Consider the following 17,779-nt stretch of genomic DNA (forward strand, 5'->3'; position numbering starts at 1 on the left):
ACGTGCGGTGCGGGGTGGTGCGGCCCGCGTGTTCGCCATGGTTACTTCGGGTCGCGGTTGAACGACGCCGTCGACCAGCGGTAGCCGAGTGCGGCGAGCACGACGCACCAGCCGAGCGCCAGCCACCCGTTGTGCCCGATCTCCGTGCCGAGCAGCAGGCCGCGCAGGGTCTCGATGGCCGGCGTGAAGGGCTGGTACTCCGCGATCGGCCGGAACCAGGACGGCATCGCGTCGAGCGGGGTGAACGCGCTGGAGATGAGCGGCAGCAGGATCAGCGGCATCGCGCTGTTGCTCGCGGCCTCCGCGTTCGGGCTGGCCATGCCCATCCCCACCGCGATCCAGGTGAGGGCCAGGGCGAAGAGCACGAGCAGTCCGAACGCCGCGAGCCACTCCAGGGCGGTGGCGTCCGTCGAGCGGAAGCCGATGGCCACTCCGACGGCGCCGACCAGGACCACGCTGGCGACCGACTGGAGCACGCTGCCGACCACGTGCCCGACCAGCACCGACCCGCGGTGGATGGCCATGGTGCGGAAGCGGGCGATGATGCCCTCCGACATGTCCGTGGCGACGGACACGGCGGCCCCGATGACGGTGGAGCCGATGGTCATCAGCAGGATGCCGGGCACGACGTAGGCGATGTAGTCGGAACGGTCCGCCCCGCCGCCGGAGATGCCCGCGCTCATCGTGTTGCCGAAGATGTAGACGAAGAGCAGCAGCAGCATCACCGGGGTGAGCAGCAGGTTCAGGGTCAATGACGGGTAGCGCCGGGCGTGCAGGAGGTTGCGGCGCAGCATCGTGGACGAGTCGCGGACGGCGAGGGAGAGGGCGCTCATCGGAGGTTCTCCTTGGGGGAGTCGGAGGAGGTGGCTGCGGGGTCGGTGGGCCGGTTCTGGGACGGGACCGTGGTGCCCGTCAGGGCGAAGAAGACGTCGTCGAGGTCGGGTGTGTGCACGGTCAGTTCCTCGGCCTCGATACCGGCCGCGTCCAACTGGTCGAGCAGCGCCCGCAGTTCGCGCTGGCTGCCGTCGCTCGCGATCTGCAGCGACAGCGCCTCGTCGTCCCGGGCCGCCACGTCGGGCAGGGCGTCGGCGGCGGACTGGTAGGCGGCCGGGTCGTTGAAGCGCAGCCGCACGTGTCCGCCGGGGATCAGCCGCTTCAGCTCGCCCGCGCTGCCCTCGGCGACGATCCTGCCGTCGTTGAGCACCGCGATGCGGTCGGCGAGCTGGTCCGCCTCCTCCAGGTACTGCGTGGTGAGGAAGACGGTGACGCCGCCCGCGACCAACTCCCGGATGATCTGCCACATGTTGTGCCGGGAGCGCGGGTCCAGGCCGGTGGTCGGTTCGTCGAGGAAGATGATCCGGGGGCTGCCGACCAGCGTCATGGCGATGTCCAGGCGGCGCTTCATGCCGCCGGAGTAGCCGGCGGCGGGCTTCTTCGCCGCCTCCAACAGGTCGAAGTGTTCCAGGAGTTCGGCGGTGACCCGCCGCCCCTCGCGCTTGGACAGGTGGTGCAGGTCCGCCATGAGGAGCATGTTCTCCTCCCCGGTGATCAGCCCGTCGACCGCCGAGAACTGCCCGGTCACGCCGATCGCGGCCCGTACCGCCTGCGGTGCGGTGGCGAGGTCGTGGCCGGCGACGCTCAGGTCGCCGCCGTCCGCGCGGATGAGGGTGGAGAGGATCTTGACCGCCGTGGTCTTGCCGGCGCCGTTCGGGCCGAGCAGGGCGAAGACCGTTCCGGCGGGCACCGTCAGGTCGATGCCGTCGAGCACGACCTTGTCGCCGTACGACTTGCGCAGTCCGCGGGCCGTGATGGCCGCGCCGGCCGGGCTTGCGGTGCCGGTGGTGCTCACCGGGCTCACCTGGCTGGCCGAGTCGGCCGGGCTGGTGCTCATCTGGGCTGCTCCTTGGGGGAGTTGAGGGGTAAGCGGGTCTGGGCGGCGGCGGGCCGGAGGTGGTGTCCGGCCCCGCCGCCGGTTCTGGTCAGAGGCTGCGGGCGGTGATGTCGCCCTGGGTGGTGGTCGCCCGCACGGCGAGCTGGGCGGTGCCGTCGTTCTTCAGCTCGTTGCTGACGCGGCCCAGCGCGGTACCGGCGTCCAGGGAGGCGGAGACACCGGCGGCGGCGGTGACCGTGATGTCGCCCTGCCGGGTGCTCAGGACGACGTCGCCGCGCACGGCCTCGGCGATCCGGATGTCACCGCGTGCGGTGCTGATCTCCGCGGGGCCGTTGAGGCGGCCGACCTCGATGTCGCCGTCGACCGCGGTGAGGCGGAGGCTCGCCGCCTCGTCGATCTTGATGTGCTGGTGGGCGCCGTCGAAGACGATGTCGCCGAGGCGGCCGACGGCACGGAACTCGGTGGCGGCGGCCTTGGCCTCGACCCGCGAGCCGGCGGGCAGCTGGACGGTCACCTCGATGGAGCCGGCGGGGCCGATGTACTGGTTGCGCGCCGGGACCGCGATGCGCAGGACCCCGTCCGCGTACTCGACCGAGGTCTGCTCGGCCGCCTTCACGTCGCGGCTCTTCGAGGCGTTCGCGGGGCGGACGTCGACGGTGGCGTCCGTGCGGTCGGCGGCGATCATCTGCACGCGCCCGGCGGGAACGTCGAGGACGGCGGCGATCGGGGCGGTGGTGGCGAACTTCTGCATGGTGTTCTCCGTGTCTCGTGGTCTCGCCGTCGGTGTTTCCGACATTGGAAAAGCTACGTTGCGTTCACGGGTGTGGCAACGGTGTTGTTGCGACTGAACTGCGTAAGTGCAGGTGGATGCCACATATTCGTTGCGATGGTTCTGAACGTAACGCAACTTCGGGGCGGCGAATGTTGCAATGGAATGAGTGCGAACGCTATGGTCGGGCTGCGGACGTCACGTCCGTCCCACGTCCGACCACACCAAGGAGGCGCGATGCCGGGCGGCAGGCTCACCCAGAAGGACCGTCAGCAGATCGCGCTGGGGCTGGCGGACAACCTCCCCTACGCCGAGATCGCCCGACGCCTGGAGCGTCCGACCTCGACGATCACGCGCGAGGTCATGCGCAACGGGGGCCCCACCGGCTACCGCTCCGACCTGGCCCACCACGCCACCGAGCGCCGCGCGCACCGGCGCAAGCCGGCCGCGTCGCGGGGCGCCGACCAGACCGCCGCGGCGCTGCCGCACGGGCGGGACCCGGAGGCGGTCGCGGAGTACGAGGAGCAGTTCATCGCCGTGCTGATGCAGTCGGGCCTCTCGAACAAGATGATGGCGCGGGTGATGGTCAGCCTCGTCACCAGCGACTCCGGCAGCATGACCGCCGCCGAACTCGTGAAGCGGCTCCAGGTCAGCCCCGCCTCGATCTCCAAGTCGATCGCCTTCCTGGAGAGCCAGGCCCTCGTGCGCAGGGAGCGCGACGAACGCCGCCGGGAGCGCTACGTCATAGACGACAGCCTGTGGTACCAGTCGATGGTCGCCAGCGTCCGCGCCCTCACCCAGCAGGCGGAGATCTCCCGGCAGGGCATCGCCGTCCTCGGCCCCAGCAGCCCTGCCGCGGTGCGCCTGGAGAACGTCGCGCGCTTCCTCGACTTCGTCGCCGAGAGCCTCGCCCGCGCCACCGAGCAGGCCCGCGACATCCTCGACATGGCACCCCCGGTGCCCGCGGCACCCCCGTCGCACGACGCGGATCCGCGGACGGACGACGAGTAGGGGCCGGGCCGCGCGGGCCACCCCCGTGCTTGGCGGTCCGCCGCCGCGCGTGCGTACGGTTGTCCGCACCGGGCCGTCCGCGCCGCGAGCACGTCCGTCCCGGCCCGTGCCCCCTGCCGAAGCCCCACCTCCCCCGGCCCGATTCCGACGGAGACCGCGTCGATGCCCCATCCGTACGTCCTGCTGTCCGCCGCCGTCTCCCTCGACGGCCACCTCGACGACACGGGCCCCGAGCGGCTGCGGCTGTCCGGGCCCGAGGACTTCGAGCGGGTCGACGAGGTGCGGGCGTCCGTCGACGCGATCCTCGTCGGCGCCGGCACCGTCCGCGCCGACAACCCCCGGCTCCTCGTGAACTCGCCCGCCCGCAGGGCCGCCCGGGTCGCCGCGGGACGGCCGGAGTTCCCGCTGAAGGTCGTGGTCAGCGGCTCCGGCGACCTCGACCCCGGCGCCGCGATCTGGCACACGGGCGGGGAGAAGGTCGTCTACACGACGGACGACGGCGCGAAGCGGCTCCACGGGGCCGCCTCCCGCACCCCGGGCACTCCGGGCGGGCCGGTCGCCGCCGACGTCGTCCCCCTCGGCGACACCCTCGACTGGGGGCTGCTCCTCACCCACCTGCACGACGCGCGCGGTGTGCGGCGGCTCATGGTCGAGGGCGGCGGGCTCGTCCACACGCAGCTTATCCAGCAGGGGCTCGCCGACGAACTCCAGCTCGCCCTCACGCCGTTGCTCGTGGGGGAGCCGGACGCGCCGCGTCTGTTCGGGCCCGGCGGCTACCGGCGCGGCCGGCTGCGCCTCGTGGAGACGCGGGCCGTGGGCGACACCGTCCTCGCGCGGTACGAGCCCACCGCGCCCGGCACCGGCCCGACGGCGGTGCCCGCCGACCGCCACTGGATGCGCGTCGCCTGCGAACTGGCCGCGCTGTGCCCGCCCTCGCGGACCGCGTTCAGCGTGGGCGCGGTCGTCGTCGCCGCGGACGGCACCGAGATCGCCCGCGGCCACTCCCGCGAGGGTGACGATCCGGTCGTGCACGCCGAGGAGGCCGCGCTCGCGAAGACCGACCCCGCCGACCCGAGGCTCGCGACGGCGACGGTCTACAGCAGCCTGGAGCCGTGCGCCCGCCGCGCGTCCCGGCCCGCACCCTGCGCCCGGCTCATCCTCGACGCGGGCGTACGACGGGTCGTGACGGCCTGGTGGGAGCCCGACACGTTCGTCCAGGACGCCGACGGCAGCGGACTGCTGGCGGCCGCCGGTACCGACGTCGTCGTCCTGCCCGAGTACGAGGACCGGGCCAAGGCCCCCAACCGCCACCTCCTGCCGGACGGCTGAGGACCTGGCGGGCCCGTGCGGTCCGCCAACCGGGCGGCGAGCGCGGCCCGTTCGGACGGAACGACCGACGCGCACGTACGGCGCGCGGCGAGGTGCGACACGGTGCGGTGCGTGCGCGCCCCGCCACCCGGCGCCCACGGTCCCCTCGCCAAACGGGCGTCGCCGGAGGCGAGTTCACGTGGATCCGCCCGCACGCGGCCCCGGGGCCGTGCCCCGCTCCCCGGGGCTCCGTGCGCACCGCCCGCCCCCTGCGCCCGTCCGCAGGCGTGCCGCCGTGCGTCGTCCGCCTCCCGTAACGCCGTCCCGCCCGCGCGGAGCGGCCCCGCGGCGCGCCCCCTCCGATCGGCCCAACAGATTCTGCGCCCCCGTCCCCGCCGGGTCACGCTGCCAGTGATCATCCGGCGCCGGCGAGCCGACCCGGAGCGGACGACGACGCGGAGGTAGTGGCGATGAGGTCAGTGGGGAGACGTGCGGCGGCGGTGGTGGCCGCACCCCTGCTCATGGGGCTCGTGGGACTGGTGGCGGGCTGCGGGGCGACCGAGTCGCACACGCGGACGATGGCGCGGGCCCTGCCCGCCGACGCCGAGTTCACCCACCCCGGGGTGCTGGTCAGCCGGGGCCAGCTGGACACCGTCCGCAAGAACGTGAACGCGGGCAAGCAGCCGTGGCTCAAGGCGTTCCTCGGCATGCGCGACAGCAAGTACGGCTCGTACAAGTACAAGCCCGAGCCGTACGCGAGCGTCGACTGCCCCGGCGGCGACCACACCGACCGGCCCGCGCAGGGCTGTGTCGAGGAGCGCGAGGACGCCATCGCCGCGTATACGCAGGCGCTGCTGTACACGGTCACGGGTCAGCGGCAGCACGCCGACAAGGCGATCGAGATCATGGACGCCTGGTCCGCGCGCATGAAGCGGCACACCGAGGAGGACGCCGGCCTGCAGACCGCGTGGTCCGGTTCGACCTGGGCGCGGGCCGCCGAGATCGTCCGGTACGCGCCCGGCGCCAAGTGGCCCGAGGCGCGCGTCGAGCGGTTCGGGACCATGCTGCGCACCGCGTACCTGCCCACGGTCGCCGCGCCGGTGCCCGACTACAACGGCAACTGGGACCTCGCGATGACGGACGCCGCGATCGGCATCGCCGTCTTCCTCGACGACCACAAGGCGTTCGACGCGGCCCTCAAGCGGTTCCGCGCGCGGGTGCCCGCCTACTTCTACGTCGCCAAGGACGGCGCGGTCCCGGTCGCCCCGGCCGGCTCCAGCGTGGACACCCCCGCGGAACTCACGGCGTACTGGTTCAAGCAGGCCAGCTACCGGGACGGCGTCGCCCAGGAGTCCTGCCGCAACCTCAAGCACGTCGGCTACTCGCTCGCCGCCTCCTCGCACATCGCGGAGACGGCCTGGCACCAGGGCGTCGACCTCTACAAGGAGGTCGGCGACCGGCTGACCGCCGCGGCCGAACTGCACTCCAGGCTGCAACTGGGCGAGGCCGCCCCGTCCTGGCTGTGCGGCGGCAAGGTCGACCGGAACATGGGGCCCGACCTGGAGGTCCTCGTGAACCACATGGAGAACCGCCTGCACAAGCCGCTGCCGTCCGCGCACCGGCTCACCGCCCAGCACCGGCCCAACGGCACCGACGACCTCTTCGTCTCCTGGGAGACCCTCACGCACGCCGACAACCCGGCCAACTGACGCGGCCCGCGCGACCCCTCCGGCCGCCCGCGCCACGCCCGGCGCGGGCGGCTCCGGAGCAGCTCAGGGGCCCCTCGTGGACAGGTGTGTGCGAGCGGCCCCGAAAGTGACGTACACTGGAGTCACAACGACGCGGGGTGGAGCAGCTCGGTAGCTCGCTGGGCTCATAACCCAGAGGTCGCAGGTTCAAATCCTGTCCCCGCTACTGAAGGCCGGAGGCCGGAATCCTTTGAAGGATTCCGGCCTCCGGTGTTTTCGTCGTCCGCCCTCCCCGCCCCGCCGGACGTCATCCGGTCGGGCCACCCCGGTCGCCCGGCGCCCCCGCCCCCGGGACTCTGGACAGGCGGTGCGGTGTCCGGCGTGAAGGACGTGGCAGGAGACGAGAGTGCGGCCTGGTGGCGTGGAGGGCGAACAGCCGTACGACCCCGGTCGCGGGCAGGACGGTCCGGCGGAGGGCGCGGCCGGCCGCGGCGGCTCCTACCCGTACGGTCCGCAGGGCCCGGTGGGTCCGCACGCCAGGGCCGGGGGCCGGCTTCCCGGCGACGCGGTGCCCGACCCCGGACTCGGCACCACCGCTCCGGCCCCCGCCGGGACCCGCGGGCACTTCCGTGCCGACGAGGAGTCCAGGCGGCGGCTCACCGCCCGCGCGCTCGTGCGGATGCTGCCCGCGCTGCTGATCGTCGGGGGTGCCTGCTACGACTACCTCACGCCGACCAATTTCACGGCCGTCCCGTTCTTCACCGCCGCCCCGCTGATCGCGGCGGCGATCCTCTCCCGGCGGGGCACCGTCCTCGTCGGTGTCGCCGGTCTCCTGGTCGTGGCGCTGTTCCGGGCGGAGCTGGACACCGTCGACCGGGTCGACGCGATCACCGAGGTGATCACCGTGGTCACGGTGTCCGTCCTCGCCGTCGTCATCAACCTCGTCGTGCGGCGCAGCGACGAACGCCTCGCCTCCGCGCGGGAGATCGCCGAGGCGGCCCAGCGCGCCGTGCTGCCGCAGCCCGCCCACCGGATCGGCGGGCTGGACATCGCGGCCCTGTACGAGGCGGCGCAGGCGGACGCGTTCATCGGCGGCGACCTCTACGCGGTGCAGGACAGCCCGTACGGGGTGCGGCTCGTCGTCGGGGACGTGCGGGGCAAGGGGATGAGCGCGGTGGCGGCGGTCGCCGTGGTCATCGGATCGTTCCGGGAGGCCGCCGAGCAGGAGGCCACGCTCCAGGCGGTCGCCCAGCGGCTGGAGCGCGCGCTGGCCCGCGAGGGCACCCGGCGCAACGGCCTCGACGCCTTCGAGGGATTCACCACCGCGGTCCTCGCCGAGATCCCGCACGGCCTCGACGTCGTCCGCCTCGTCAGCCGCGGGCACCCGCCGCCGCTGCTGCTGGACGCGGACGGCGCGGTCACCACCCTGCTCGTGCGCGAGCCGTCGCTGCCGCTGGGGATGGGCGACCTGGGGATGTGGCCGGACCGCGTGGAGGAGTCGGACTTCCCGAGCGGGGCGACCCTGCTCTTCTACACCGACGGCCTGTCCGAGGCGCGCGACGCCCGGGGCCGCTTCTTCGACCCCGCGCGTCGCCTTTCGGGGCGCCCCTTCGACGACGCCGACCAGTTGGTCGCGACGGTCGCCGCCGAGGTGCGGCGCTACTCCGGGGGCGGCACCGCGGACGACATGGCGCTCCTCGCGGTCCGCCGGCCCTGACAGCCACCCGCACGGACGTTGTCACCGAGCGTGCCCGGACGGCAGCCCAGCGCATAACGACTGACACACCGTCAGATGAGAGAGGTCGCGCGGGGGCCGGTCAACTCGCCCGGATTGGACCACCGGTGGCCGGTTGTGTCCGGCGGAGAAGCGTTAATGATCAAGGAGAACGGCTTGGAAACCATGCCTCCTGTCTATTAACGTTCGATAACGCAGCGCGGTCGTCCCAGCCGTCACAAGAGGCGGCTCCGTGCGCACGCGCCGAATCCCGCGAGGGAACCGGGGAACCACCAACTTGGGGTGAATCGAGCGTATGTGGCCGTGCTCCGCACGGGACGTATACGCGCGTAGGAGACCTTCTGCTCCGAACCCGTCAGCTAACCCGGTAGGCGAGACGGAAGGAAAGGAGCACGCCCGAGTGGCGTCGAACAGGCCTGCCCCCTACGCGCCTCAGGTACCGGAGCCCCGGTTCCCCGAGACCGGGACCCTCGCCCGCGGCGACGGCGCCGACGAGGCCCCCTGGGGAGAGTGGAATCCCACCGAGGAGTCCATTCGCCCCGTCGTCCGGGGCAAGCACCGCGTGGGCAAGCAGCGCGGCGGCGGACTCGCCCGCAGCTCCACCGTCCTCGGTGTCGGTGTCATCGCGGCCGTCGGCGCGGGCGGCATGGCCAGCGCGCAGCCCGGCAAGCCGCCGGTCTCCATATCCGTGCCCCACCTGCCGTCCGTCGGCGCGCTGATCGACGACGTCGAGCCGGGCGCCGACGCCCCGGAGGGCTCCGCGACCGCGCTCAGCACGGTCGGCGTCAGCACCGCCGACGCCGAGCAGGGCGCCTCCGACGCCGGTGAGGCACTGCGCGCCCGCATCCTCGCGCAGGCCGAGAAGCAGCAGGACCTGGCGGACAGCAAGGTCCAGGCCGAGGCCACCAAGGCCGCCGCCAAGCAGGTCGCCGCCGTCGCCGCGAAGGCGGCCAAGGAGGCCGAGGCGAAGGCCACCGCGGCGAAGGAGAAGGCGGAGGCGGAGGCCAAGAAGAAGGCCGAGGCCGAGCGCCTGGCCGAACTGGCCAAGCAGTACACGCTGCCCACCTCCTCGTACACGCTCACGTCGCGGTTCGGCGAGGCCGGCTCGCTCTGGTCCTCCGGCTACCACACGGGCCTCGACTTCGCGGCCCCCACGGGCACGCTGATCAAGGCGATCCACAGCGGCACGATCACCGAGGCGGGCTGGGCCGGCTCCTACGGCTACCGCACGATCCTCACCCTGGACGACGGCACCGAGCTGTGGTTCTGCCACCAGTCGTCGATCAACGTCACGGTCGGCCAGAAGGTCGCCACCGGTGACGTCATCGGCCGCGTCGGCGCCACCGGCAACGTCACCGGGCCCCACCTCCACCTGGAGGTCCACCCCGACGGCCAGGCCACCGCGATCGACCCGATGGCCTGGCTCCAGGCCCGCGGCGTCAACCCCTGACGGACCCGGGGGACGTTCTCCGGCGGTCCTGACGGCATCCCCCCGGCGCCGGGGCCGCCGGTCCCGTCCCGGGCACGCCCCGTTCCGGCCCGGTGCGGGGCGCATGGAATACGGGCTTCCGGCGCTCCTGTTGAATTCGGGCATGACCTCACTTCGCAAGCTCGGTACGACCGACGTCGACATCTTCCCGCTCTGCCTCGGCGGCAACGTCTTCGGCTGGACGGCCGACGAGACGCAGTCCTTCGCCGTCCTCGACGCCTACGCCGCGGCGGGCGGCAACTTCGTCGACACCGCCGACTCCTACTCGGCCTTCGCCCCCGGCAACCACGGCGGCGAGTCCGAGACCGTCATCGGCAAGTGGTTCAAGGAACGCGGCAACCGCTCCGAGGTCGTGCTCGCCACCAAGGTCAGCCAGCACCCCGACTTCCGGGGCCTGTCCGCCGCCAACATCAAGGCCGCGGCGGACGCCTCCCTCACCCGCCTGGGCACCGACTACATCGACCTCTACTACACGCACTTCGACCAGCCCGACGTGCCCGTGGAGGAGATCGTCGGGGCGCTCGACGAACTGGTGCGCGCGGGCAAGGTGCGGCACATCGCCGCCTCCAACATCTCCCCGGAGCGGCTGCGCGCCTCCCTCGACTTCTCCGACCGCGAGGGCCTGGCCCGGTACGTGGCGCTCCAGCCGCACTACAACCTGGTCTCCCGCGACACCTACGAGGGCGGCCTCCAGGACCTCGTCGCGAAGGAGGGCCTGTCCGCCGTCCCGTACTTCTCGCTGGCCGCGGGCTTCCTCACCGGCAAGTACCGCGCGGGCGAGAAGGTCGACAGCGCGCGGGCCGGCGGCGCGGCCAAGCACCTGGAGTCCGAGCGCGGGCAGCGGGTCCTCGCGGCCCTCGACGAGGTCGCCGGCGCCCACGGCGCACCCGTCGCGACCGTCGCCCTGGCATGGCTCGCGGCGCAGGCCACGGTGACCGCGCCGATCGCCTCCGCCCGGACCGTGGAGCAGCTCCCGGCGCTGCTCGGCGTCGTGGACCTGTCCCTCACGGACGAGGACCTCGCGAAGCTGACGACGGCCTCCGCCTGACGCCCGCCCGTACCGGCCGGCGCCGCGCCCGTACGGCCAACACCCGTACCGGACGGCCCGCGTTCCGCGGGACGCGCTACGTCGCCCGGTACGGGTTGTACGCGGGCTGCCGCGCCGGCCCGTACGCCGTCCACCCCGCGTACGAGGGGGCGGCGCCGTAGGGCGTCCACGGCGCGGGCGGCAGCAGGACCGGCGGCAGCAGCACCGGCACCGGGGGCGCCGTGATCCGCGCCGCGTGGGCCAGCGCGGGGCGGGCGACCTGGCGGCGCCCCCAGAGGGCGTGCAGCAACTCCCGTTCGCGTGCCGCGAATTCGGGGCCCACCCGGCCGTCGGCAGCGCGGTCGCGCAGCAGCGCGAGGGAGGTGGCGTCCGCCTCGTAGCGGGCGACCTCGCGGGCGCCCGCCCGGCCGAGATGGTGCCGGGCGTACTCGCGGGCCACCCGCCGGGCCCGCATCGAGCCGAGGACGTACGGCTCGGCCGGGGTCAGCCACCCGGCGACCGCGTACGCGGGCAGTTCCTCTCGCACGGTCCGCAGCTCCCGCCGCCGGGTGAACACCGCGAGCCAGGTGAGCAGTCCGAACGCCGGAGCCATCAACACCCCGTACACCACGAGGAATCCGTACTCGCCGAACCGCGAGGAGCCGTTCCACGCCGCGTGCATGCACATCGCGAGCAGCAGCCCGGCCGCCGGCAGCAGCACGCGGGACACCCGCCTGCCCGGACCGCAGCGGGCGGCGAGGCCGAGCCCGACGCCGGTGAGCACCGTGAACAGGGGGTGCGCGAAGGGGGACATGACGATCCGCACGAAGAACGTCGCCGCCGTCACCGAGGTGAGCCAACGGTCCCCGGTGAGCCGGTCGGTGCCGAACGCGGTGCCGAGGTAGAGGATGTTCTCGGTGAACGCGAAGCCGGTCGCGGTGACCCCGGCGACCACCACCCCGTCCACGATGCCGGTGAAGTGCCGTCTGCGGAACAGGAAGACGAGCAGCACGGCGGCGCCCTTCGCCGACTCCTCCACGAACGGGGCTATCACCGTCGCGCCGAGGTTGTCCGCGCCCGCCGGGTCGGTGGTCGCGGTGGCTATCCACCGGGTCGCGAAGCCGTTGGCGAGGATCGCTATCAGGGCGGCGGCGCACGCGCCCCAGGCGAGGGCGAACACCATGTTCCGCCAGGGCGCCGGGTCGACCCGGTCCAGCCAGCGGAACGCGGACAGGAGCAGCGGCACGGGCAGGACGGCGAGGCCGAGCCCGACCAGGAAGCCCTCGTTGCCGGTCTGCCGGCGCACCAGGGCGAGGATGACCAGGCCGGAGAGGGCCAGCAGCGAGCTGACCGCCGTGTACCGCACCCCGCGCCGCTGCCACCAGTGCGCGGGACGTGACGCGGGTGACGGCACCCCGTCGGTGTGCGCGGCGGGGTGCGTCGGAGCCGGGGGACGACTGACCACGTCACCGACCCTAACGACGGAACGCGCGGGCCGCGACGGTGCGTCCGGTTCCGCCCGTGTCCGGCGGGAGTTCAGGGGGCGCGGAGGGGATCGAGGTGCGCGCCGCGTGCTTCCGCGCGCCGGGTGCCGGGAGTCGCCGTCAGCTGTTTCCGGCCGGGTCCGGCGGCTCCGCTTCCCGCGCCGGTCGGGCCAGGGCCGCTTCGGCCGCCGGCTGTGCGGCCCGGCGGCGGAACAGCAGGTCGTGCACGGTGTGGCCCTTGTCGAGGCCCTGGCCCTCGAAGCGGGTCAGGGGACGGAACGCGGGGCGCGGCGCGTAACCGCCGCCGGGCACCGTGTTCTCGAAGTCGGGGTGCGCGGTGAGCACTTCGAGCATCTGCTCGGCGTACGGCTCCCAGTCGGTCGCGCAGTGCACGAGCGCCCCCGGCCGCAGCCGGGTCGCGGCCAGTGTCAGGAACTCGGGCTGGATCAGCCGGCGCTTGTGGTGCCGCTTCTTGGGCCAGGGGTCGGGGAAGTAGACGCGCAGGCCGTCGAGGCACCCGGGGTCCAGCATCTCGCGGAGCAGGATGATGGCGTCCCCGTTGGCGACCCGGATGTTGGACAGTCCGTTCCGTTCCGCGAGATTCAGCAGGTTGCCCTGGCCCGGGGTGTGCACGTCCACGGCGAGGATGTTGACGTCCGGGTCGGCGCCGGCCATCTGCGCGGTGGCCTCGCCCATGCCGAACCCGATTTCGAGCACCACGGGGTGCGCGTCGTCGAACAGGGCCCGGGGGTCGGGGACCGGGTGGCCGTCGATGTCCAGGCCCCACACGGGCCACAGCCGCTGGAGCGCGTCGCCCTGCCCCTGGGTGACCCGGCTGCGCCGCGGCTGGAAGCTCCGGATCCGCCGCTCGAAGTGCGACCCCGCCGGGTCGGCCTGCGGCCCGCCCGGGAAGCGGGGCTCGCCCTTGGCCCGCGTGGCACCGCCACCGGTGGGACCGGGAGCGGGCGCGGGGACCGGCGAGGGCGACGACGCGGGTACGGGGGCGGCGGAGGGGTTCACGGAGTCAGACACAATGCGTCGATTTTACGTGGGCGCGCGCGGGAGCGTCCCGTGGAGGGCCCGGAGCGGGCGCCGTCCACGGGACGGACCGTCGTCCACGGGACGGACGCGGCCGAGGCCGGGCGGATCCGTCAGGCCGGTGCCCGCAGCAGCGGCCGGGCGCGCTCGCGCAGCTCCACCACGCGCGGCTCGTCGCCGTACGGCTCCAGGCGGTGCAGCAGGTCCTTCACGTACTCCGTCGTGCGGGCCGAGGAGATGCGGCCGGCCACCTCCACCGCCCGTACGCCCTGCTCGCAGGCCGCGTCGAGATTGCCCGACTCCAGTTCCGCGACGGCCGAGACCACCAGGCGCAGGCCGTGCGAGCGCACGAACTCCTCCGTCGGCTGCGACAGCGCCTGCTCCGTGAAGTGCCGGACCTGGCGCGGGATCTTCAGGTCGCGGTAGCACTCGGCGGCGTCGGCGGCGAACCGGCCGTACGAGTAGAAGCCGAGCCAGGAGGGGTCGTTGTCGCCGTCCCGGGCCCGTTCCAGCCAGCCCTCGGCGGCCCGCAGCGCGGCGCCCGCGGCGTGGGCGTCGCCGGCGCGGGCGTGCGCGCGGGCCTCGACGAGCCGGAAGAAGCTCATCGTGCGCGCGGTGGCCAGGCCCCTGTTGCGTTCGAGGGCCGCCTGCGCGAGGTCGACGCCCTCGTCGGCGAACCCGCGGTAGGTGGCCTGGAGCGACATGGAGGCGAGGACGTAACCGCCGAGCGGGACGTCGGCCGCGGCACGGGACAGGCGCAGGGCCTGGATGTAGTACCGCTGGGCGGCCTCCTGCTGGCCGGTGTCGAACGCCATCCACCCTGCCAGGCGCGTGAGTTCGGCACTCGCGCCGAACAGCGCGCGGCCCACCTCGTCGGAGTACGCGCCGAGCAGCAGCGGCGCCGCCTCGACCCGCAGGCACTCGGGCACCATCGACGAACGCCAGTCGCCGCCACCGTACTTGGAGTCCCAGCGGCGGGCGTCCTCGGCGGCCTCGCGCAGCTTCTGCACGTCGCTGTGGCCGACCTTGAGGGAGGACGAGGTGCCCTCCGCCAGGCCGGCCTCGCGCGCGACGGAGCTGTCCGCAGGCGTGATGAGCCAGCGGGAGGCGGGCGTGGCGTAGGCGCTGACGGCGAAACTGCCCGCCAGCGACTGCCAGATGCCGCCGGAGCCGGCCCGGCGTCCCGCCAGGTCGAGCCGGTACAGGTCGGTCGCGGAGCGCACCGCCTGCCCCACGTCCCGGGGGAAGGCGAGGCCCACCTCGGGCGTCGGGTCGGCGTCGGCCAGGCCGATCTCGTGGAGCGGCACCGGGCGGCCGAGCTTCTGCCCTATGGCGGCGGCGATGAGGTGCGGGGCGGCACCCTGCGGCACCATGCCCTTCGACACCCAGCGCGCCACCGACGTCTTGTCGTAGCGAAGTGTCAACCCGCGTTGGGCGCCAAGGTCGTTGACGCGACGCGCGAGTCCTGCGTTGCTGATTCCCGCGAGGGCGAGAACGGCGCCGAGCTTTTCGTTCGGCCCGCGTTGCTCCCTGGACATGCGCCACCCCTCGACACAGACGGCTGCCGCGCTGGCATAACCATGCGGCATTCGTAAACACAGCGTAGTTCGGTGCATCCCATGCGTTAAGAGGCATTGTTCCGGATGGCGGGATTGTGGTCCGTGCCGAAGTGCGGGGCGGGCACGGTCAGTTGCGGCGTGCTCCCGTCGCGCGGCCGTGCGCCCGTGCGTGCGCTCTCCATACGGTGGCCCGGGAGCGGTTCCATGGTTTCCGCGTGGGTCGGCCCGCTGTACTGGATCCAGTGGGCTGGGGGACACCGCCGCCTTCATCCCCGCAGGCGGCGGAACGGTCCGGGAGGCGGCCTCCGTCTCCCGGACCGCGCGCTGCCCGTACGGTGCGCAAAGCCTGTACGGAGCGTGTGCGCGCCCGACGGGCCCGCGCCGATTTGGCCGAAAACCGCTACCGTGCCGTGCCGGCGATTGCCGCTCCCACCACGGTACTTGAGGGCGTGAACAGTGATTCCGGGAGCGCATCGGGGGGCGCATTCGCGCCGCCGATGCCCAGGTCCCGGGGCCGGTCCGCCCTCGCACGCCGGTGTGCGCGAGCAGGCGCACCGGCGATCCGGCGCGCCTTCACGGCCCTTCCTGGGTACGTTCTTCGTGGCAGCATGGTGAACCAGCCCTTGGGGGGCACTGGTTGTCCACAGCCTGTGGAGGCGGCATGCGGTGGTTGGTGGGGTGGAGCAGCACCACCGCTGGGCCTGTCGCGGGCGGGCCGGCGGGGTCCACGGGCTACGACGGCGAGACGGTGCACCCGGTGGGTTCCCAACTCCTGTGGGGCGACCCGGATCCGCTGTGGGCGGTCGGCGACTGGCGGCCCGACGAGATACGCGTGGTGTCCGCCGACCCGGACACCCGCATCGCGGTCCTCGGCCTGTGCGCGGCGACCGACGAGCAACTGCGCGCGAGCCTGTTCGCCGCGCGAGGCGGGGCACTTCGCCACCTGACCAACTGGGCGGGCAGCTACACCGCCGTCGTCAAGGCCGGCCGCCGGATCACCGTCTTCGGCGATCTCGCGGGCGCCCGGCCGGTGTTCTGCACCCCGTGGGCCGGCGGCACCGCGTACGCGACCGCCGCGCTGCCGCTCGCAGACCTCATCGAGGCCAACCTCGACTTCGGCCACCTGGCCGCCCTGCTCGCCGCCCCCGACGTACCGGCCGCCCTGCACGACTCGACGCCGTACGAGGGAGTGCGGCGCGTCCCCCCGGGACACGCGCTGGTGCTGCGCGCGGGCGCACGGGAGGTCGCCGGGTACGAGCCCGTCGCCTCCCTCGCCTCGGCCGCGCCCGCCGCCGACCCGCACAGCGCGGTCGCGGGGGTCAGGGACGCGCTCGTGGACGCCGTCCGTGCCCGCCTCGCCGCCCCCCGGCACGTACCCGGCGCCGACTACGACCCCGGCCCGGTGCCGGGGATGGGGCCCGCCGAACGGCGCGCGGCCCGCGGCATGCCGGTGCCCGGCATCGGCGCCGACCTGTCCGGCGGCCCGGCCTCCGGCACCCTCGCCCTGCTCGCCGCGGGTCTCCCGGGCGCCCCGGGCACGGTCCTCGGCCACGGCACGGGAGCGGGGGAGCGGCTGCTCGCGGTCACCTTCAACGACCTCGCCGTCGGCGGCCGCGAGGCCGAGGTGGGCCGGGCCGGCGCCCTCGCGGCCAATCCCCGCCTGCACCACGTGGTGGTGGCGGGCGGCGAGGAGGTCCTGCCCTACGCCCAGTTGGAAGGCCCCCTCACCGACGAGCCCGGCCCCTCCCTCGTCACGGCCGCCCGGCACCGGGCCCGCCTCGCCTCCGGCAGCGCCGACCACTTCACCGGGCACGGCGCGCGACAGGTCCTGGACGCCCATCCGGCGCGTCTGGCCGACCTGCTGATGGACCGCAAGAGACGGCACCTGGTGCGCCCGGTCGCCGCCCTCGCCAAGGCCGACGGCTCCGTCATGGTTCCCGCGCGCGTGTACGGGGCGGCCCGCAAGCTGTCCCGCACCTCCTACCAGACGGGTGTGGAGGTCCTCGGCGAACGCCTGCTGCGCCGCCGGTTCGACGAACCCACCGGCGCGGTCGGCGCGTCCCTCGCGGCGCTGAGCTGGGCCGCGCCGGGACCGGCCGCGCGCTGGCTGACCGGGGAGGCGCTCGCCGAAGTATCGGTTCGTCTGCACGGGGCGTCGCTGCGCACCGGCGTGGGACCCGGGCAGCTGCCCGGCGACTTCCGGGCCCGCGCGGCGCTGGCCCGGCACGCGGCGGACCTGCGGGTGCTCGAACAGGCGGCGGAGGTGCGCTCGCAGCGCCTGCACGCCCCGTTCCTCGACAACCAGGTCGTCCGCGCCTGCCAGGCGCTGCCCGCGTCGCTGCGCGTCCAGCCCGGGGCCCGCGCGGCGATCCTGCGCACGGTCCTGGAGGGCGCCGGGGTCACCGACCTGCCGCCCGGCTGGGGCGCCTCGTCCAACGCGTCGTCCGCGACGGCCGCCCGGGTCGGACTGCGGGTGGCGACGGACCCGGTGATCGACCTCTTCGACACCCCGCTGCTCGCGGACGCCGGCCTGGTCGAGGCCCGTGTGGTCCGCAAGGCTCTGCGCGCGGCGGCCCAGGGCGAACCCCTCCCGCTGGACGGCATCGCCCACCTGGTCTCGCTGGAACTGTGGCTGCGCCGCCTCATCGCCCGCCGCGGCACCTGCTGGACCGGCACCCCCGCCCGCGCCCGCGCGGTCCCGGCGGGCATCGTGCCGCAACGGGGGGCCCTGGGCGCGGGGTCGGGAGCCCGGCAGGGGTAACCCGGCGTCCCCTGACGGG

13 protein-coding genes, 1 tRNA gene and 1 riboswitch are annotated in these 17,779 nt (G+C 74.0%); of the genes, 8 read left to right on the forward strand and 6 right to left on the reverse strand.

Features of this window, described 5'->3' with window-relative positions:
* Window positions 1-41 precede the first annotated feature (41 nt).
* The 3 genes from ACFZA0_RS11680 to ACFZA0_RS11690 form a co-directional block, all read right to left on the reverse strand.
* Entirely contained in the window at window positions 42-833 is a 792-nt protein-coding gene (locus tag ACFZA0_RS11680; RefSeq protein WP_391014376.1) for an ABC transporter permease, read from the reverse strand.
* On the reverse strand, window positions 830-1,891 hold the full coding sequence (locus tag ACFZA0_RS11685) for an ATP-binding cassette domain-containing protein (protein ID WP_391014378.1): 1,062 nt from the start codon (window positions 1,889-1,891) through the stop codon (window positions 830-832). Before ACFZA0_RS11685 ends, ACFZA0_RS11680 begins: the two co-directional genes overlap by 4 nt.
* Before the next feature lie 88 nt (window positions 1,892-1,979).
* Entirely contained in the window at window positions 1,980-2,642 is a 663-nt protein-coding gene (locus tag ACFZA0_RS11690) for a DUF4097 family beta strand repeat-containing protein (protein WP_391014380.1), read from the reverse strand.
* Between the two features lie 255 nt (window positions 2,643-2,897).
* On the opposite strand from ACFZA0_RS11690, the gene ACFZA0_RS11695 reads away from it, so the two are divergent.
* The 7 genes from ACFZA0_RS11695 to ACFZA0_RS11725 all read left to right on the forward strand — a co-directional run bounded on the left by ACFZA0_RS11695 (window position 2,898) and on the right by ACFZA0_RS11725 (window position 10,939).
* The gene (locus ACFZA0_RS11695; protein ID WP_391014382.1) at window positions 2,898-3,671 is read left to right on the forward strand and encodes a helix-turn-helix domain-containing protein; all 774 of its coding nucleotides are present in this window, start codon (window positions 2,898-2,900) and stop codon (window positions 3,669-3,671) included.
* 162 nt (window positions 3,672-3,833) lie between these two features.
* On the forward strand, window positions 3,834-5,000 hold the full coding sequence (locus ACFZA0_RS11700) for a dihydrofolate reductase family protein (protein ID WP_391014383.1): 1,167 nt from the start codon (window positions 3,834-3,836) through the stop codon (window positions 4,998-5,000).
* Window positions 5,001-5,449: 449 nt separating this feature from the next.
* The gene (locus ACFZA0_RS11705; RefSeq protein ID WP_391014385.1) at window positions 5,450-6,688 is read left to right on the forward strand and encodes an alginate lyase family protein; all 1,239 of its coding nucleotides are present in this window, start codon (window positions 5,450-5,452) and stop codon (window positions 6,686-6,688) included.
* 131 nt (window positions 6,689-6,819) lie between these two features.
* Window positions 6,820-6,893, forward strand: a tRNA-Met gene (locus ACFZA0_RS11710).
* Window positions 6,894-7,073: 180 nt separating this feature from the next.
* Entirely contained in the window at window positions 7,074-8,384 is a 1,311-nt protein-coding gene (locus ACFZA0_RS11715; protein WP_391014387.1) for a SpoIIE family protein phosphatase, read from the forward strand.
* A 249-nt stretch (window positions 8,385-8,633) separates the two neighbouring features.
* A riboswitch (cyclic di-AMP (ydaO/yuaA leader) is annotated at window positions 8,634-8,791 on the forward strand.
* Window positions 8,792-8,802: 11 nt separating this feature from the next.
* Window positions 8,803-9,852: a peptidoglycan DD-metalloendopeptidase family protein gene (locus tag ACFZA0_RS11720; protein WP_391014389.1), complete on the forward strand. Its 1,050-nt coding sequence runs from the start codon at window positions 8,803-8,805 to the stop codon at window positions 9,850-9,852.
* Window positions 9,853-9,994: 142 nt separating this feature from the next.
* On the forward strand, window positions 9,995-10,939 hold the full coding sequence (locus ACFZA0_RS11725) for an aldo/keto reductase (RefSeq protein WP_391014391.1): 945 nt from the start codon (window positions 9,995-9,997) through the stop codon (window positions 10,937-10,939).
* 76 nt (window positions 10,940-11,015) lie between these two features.
* Here the strand turns inward: ACFZA0_RS11725 and ACFZA0_RS11730 are convergent, their stop codons facing one another.
* The 3 genes from ACFZA0_RS11730 to ACFZA0_RS11740 form a co-directional block, all read right to left on the reverse strand.
* Window positions 11,016-12,383 carry a PrsW family glutamic-type intramembrane protease gene (locus ACFZA0_RS11730; protein ID WP_391014392.1) on the reverse strand — a complete coding sequence of 456 codons (1,368 nt, stop codon included), beginning with the start codon at window positions 12,381-12,383 and terminating at the stop codon, window positions 11,016-11,018.
* A 139-nt stretch (window positions 12,384-12,522) separates the two neighbouring features.
* Entirely contained in the window at window positions 12,523-13,434 is a 912-nt protein-coding gene (trmB, locus tag ACFZA0_RS11735) for a tRNA (guanosine(46)-N7)-methyltransferase TrmB (RefSeq protein ID WP_391014394.1), read from the reverse strand.
* 119 nt (window positions 13,435-13,553) lie between these two features.
* Window positions 13,554-14,978, reverse strand: a complete 1,425-nt coding sequence (locus ACFZA0_RS11740; RefSeq protein WP_391014396.1) for an MFS transporter — start codon at window positions 14,976-14,978, stop codon at window positions 13,554-13,556.
* Between the two features lie 682 nt (window positions 14,979-15,660).
* Here ACFZA0_RS11740 and ACFZA0_RS11745 point away from each other — a divergent pair.
* The gene (locus tag ACFZA0_RS11745) at window positions 15,661-17,760 is read left to right on the forward strand and encodes an asparagine synthase-related protein (RefSeq protein WP_391014398.1); all 2,100 of its coding nucleotides are present in this window, start codon (window positions 15,661-15,663) and stop codon (window positions 17,758-17,760) included.
* The last annotated feature ends 19 nt before the right edge of the window (window positions 17,761-17,779 follow it).

The sequence above is a fragment of the Streptomyces sp. NPDC008150 genome, from assembly GCF_042956945.1.
Taxonomy (GTDB): domain Bacteria; phylum Actinomycetota; class Actinomycetes; order Streptomycetales; family Streptomycetaceae; genus Streptomyces.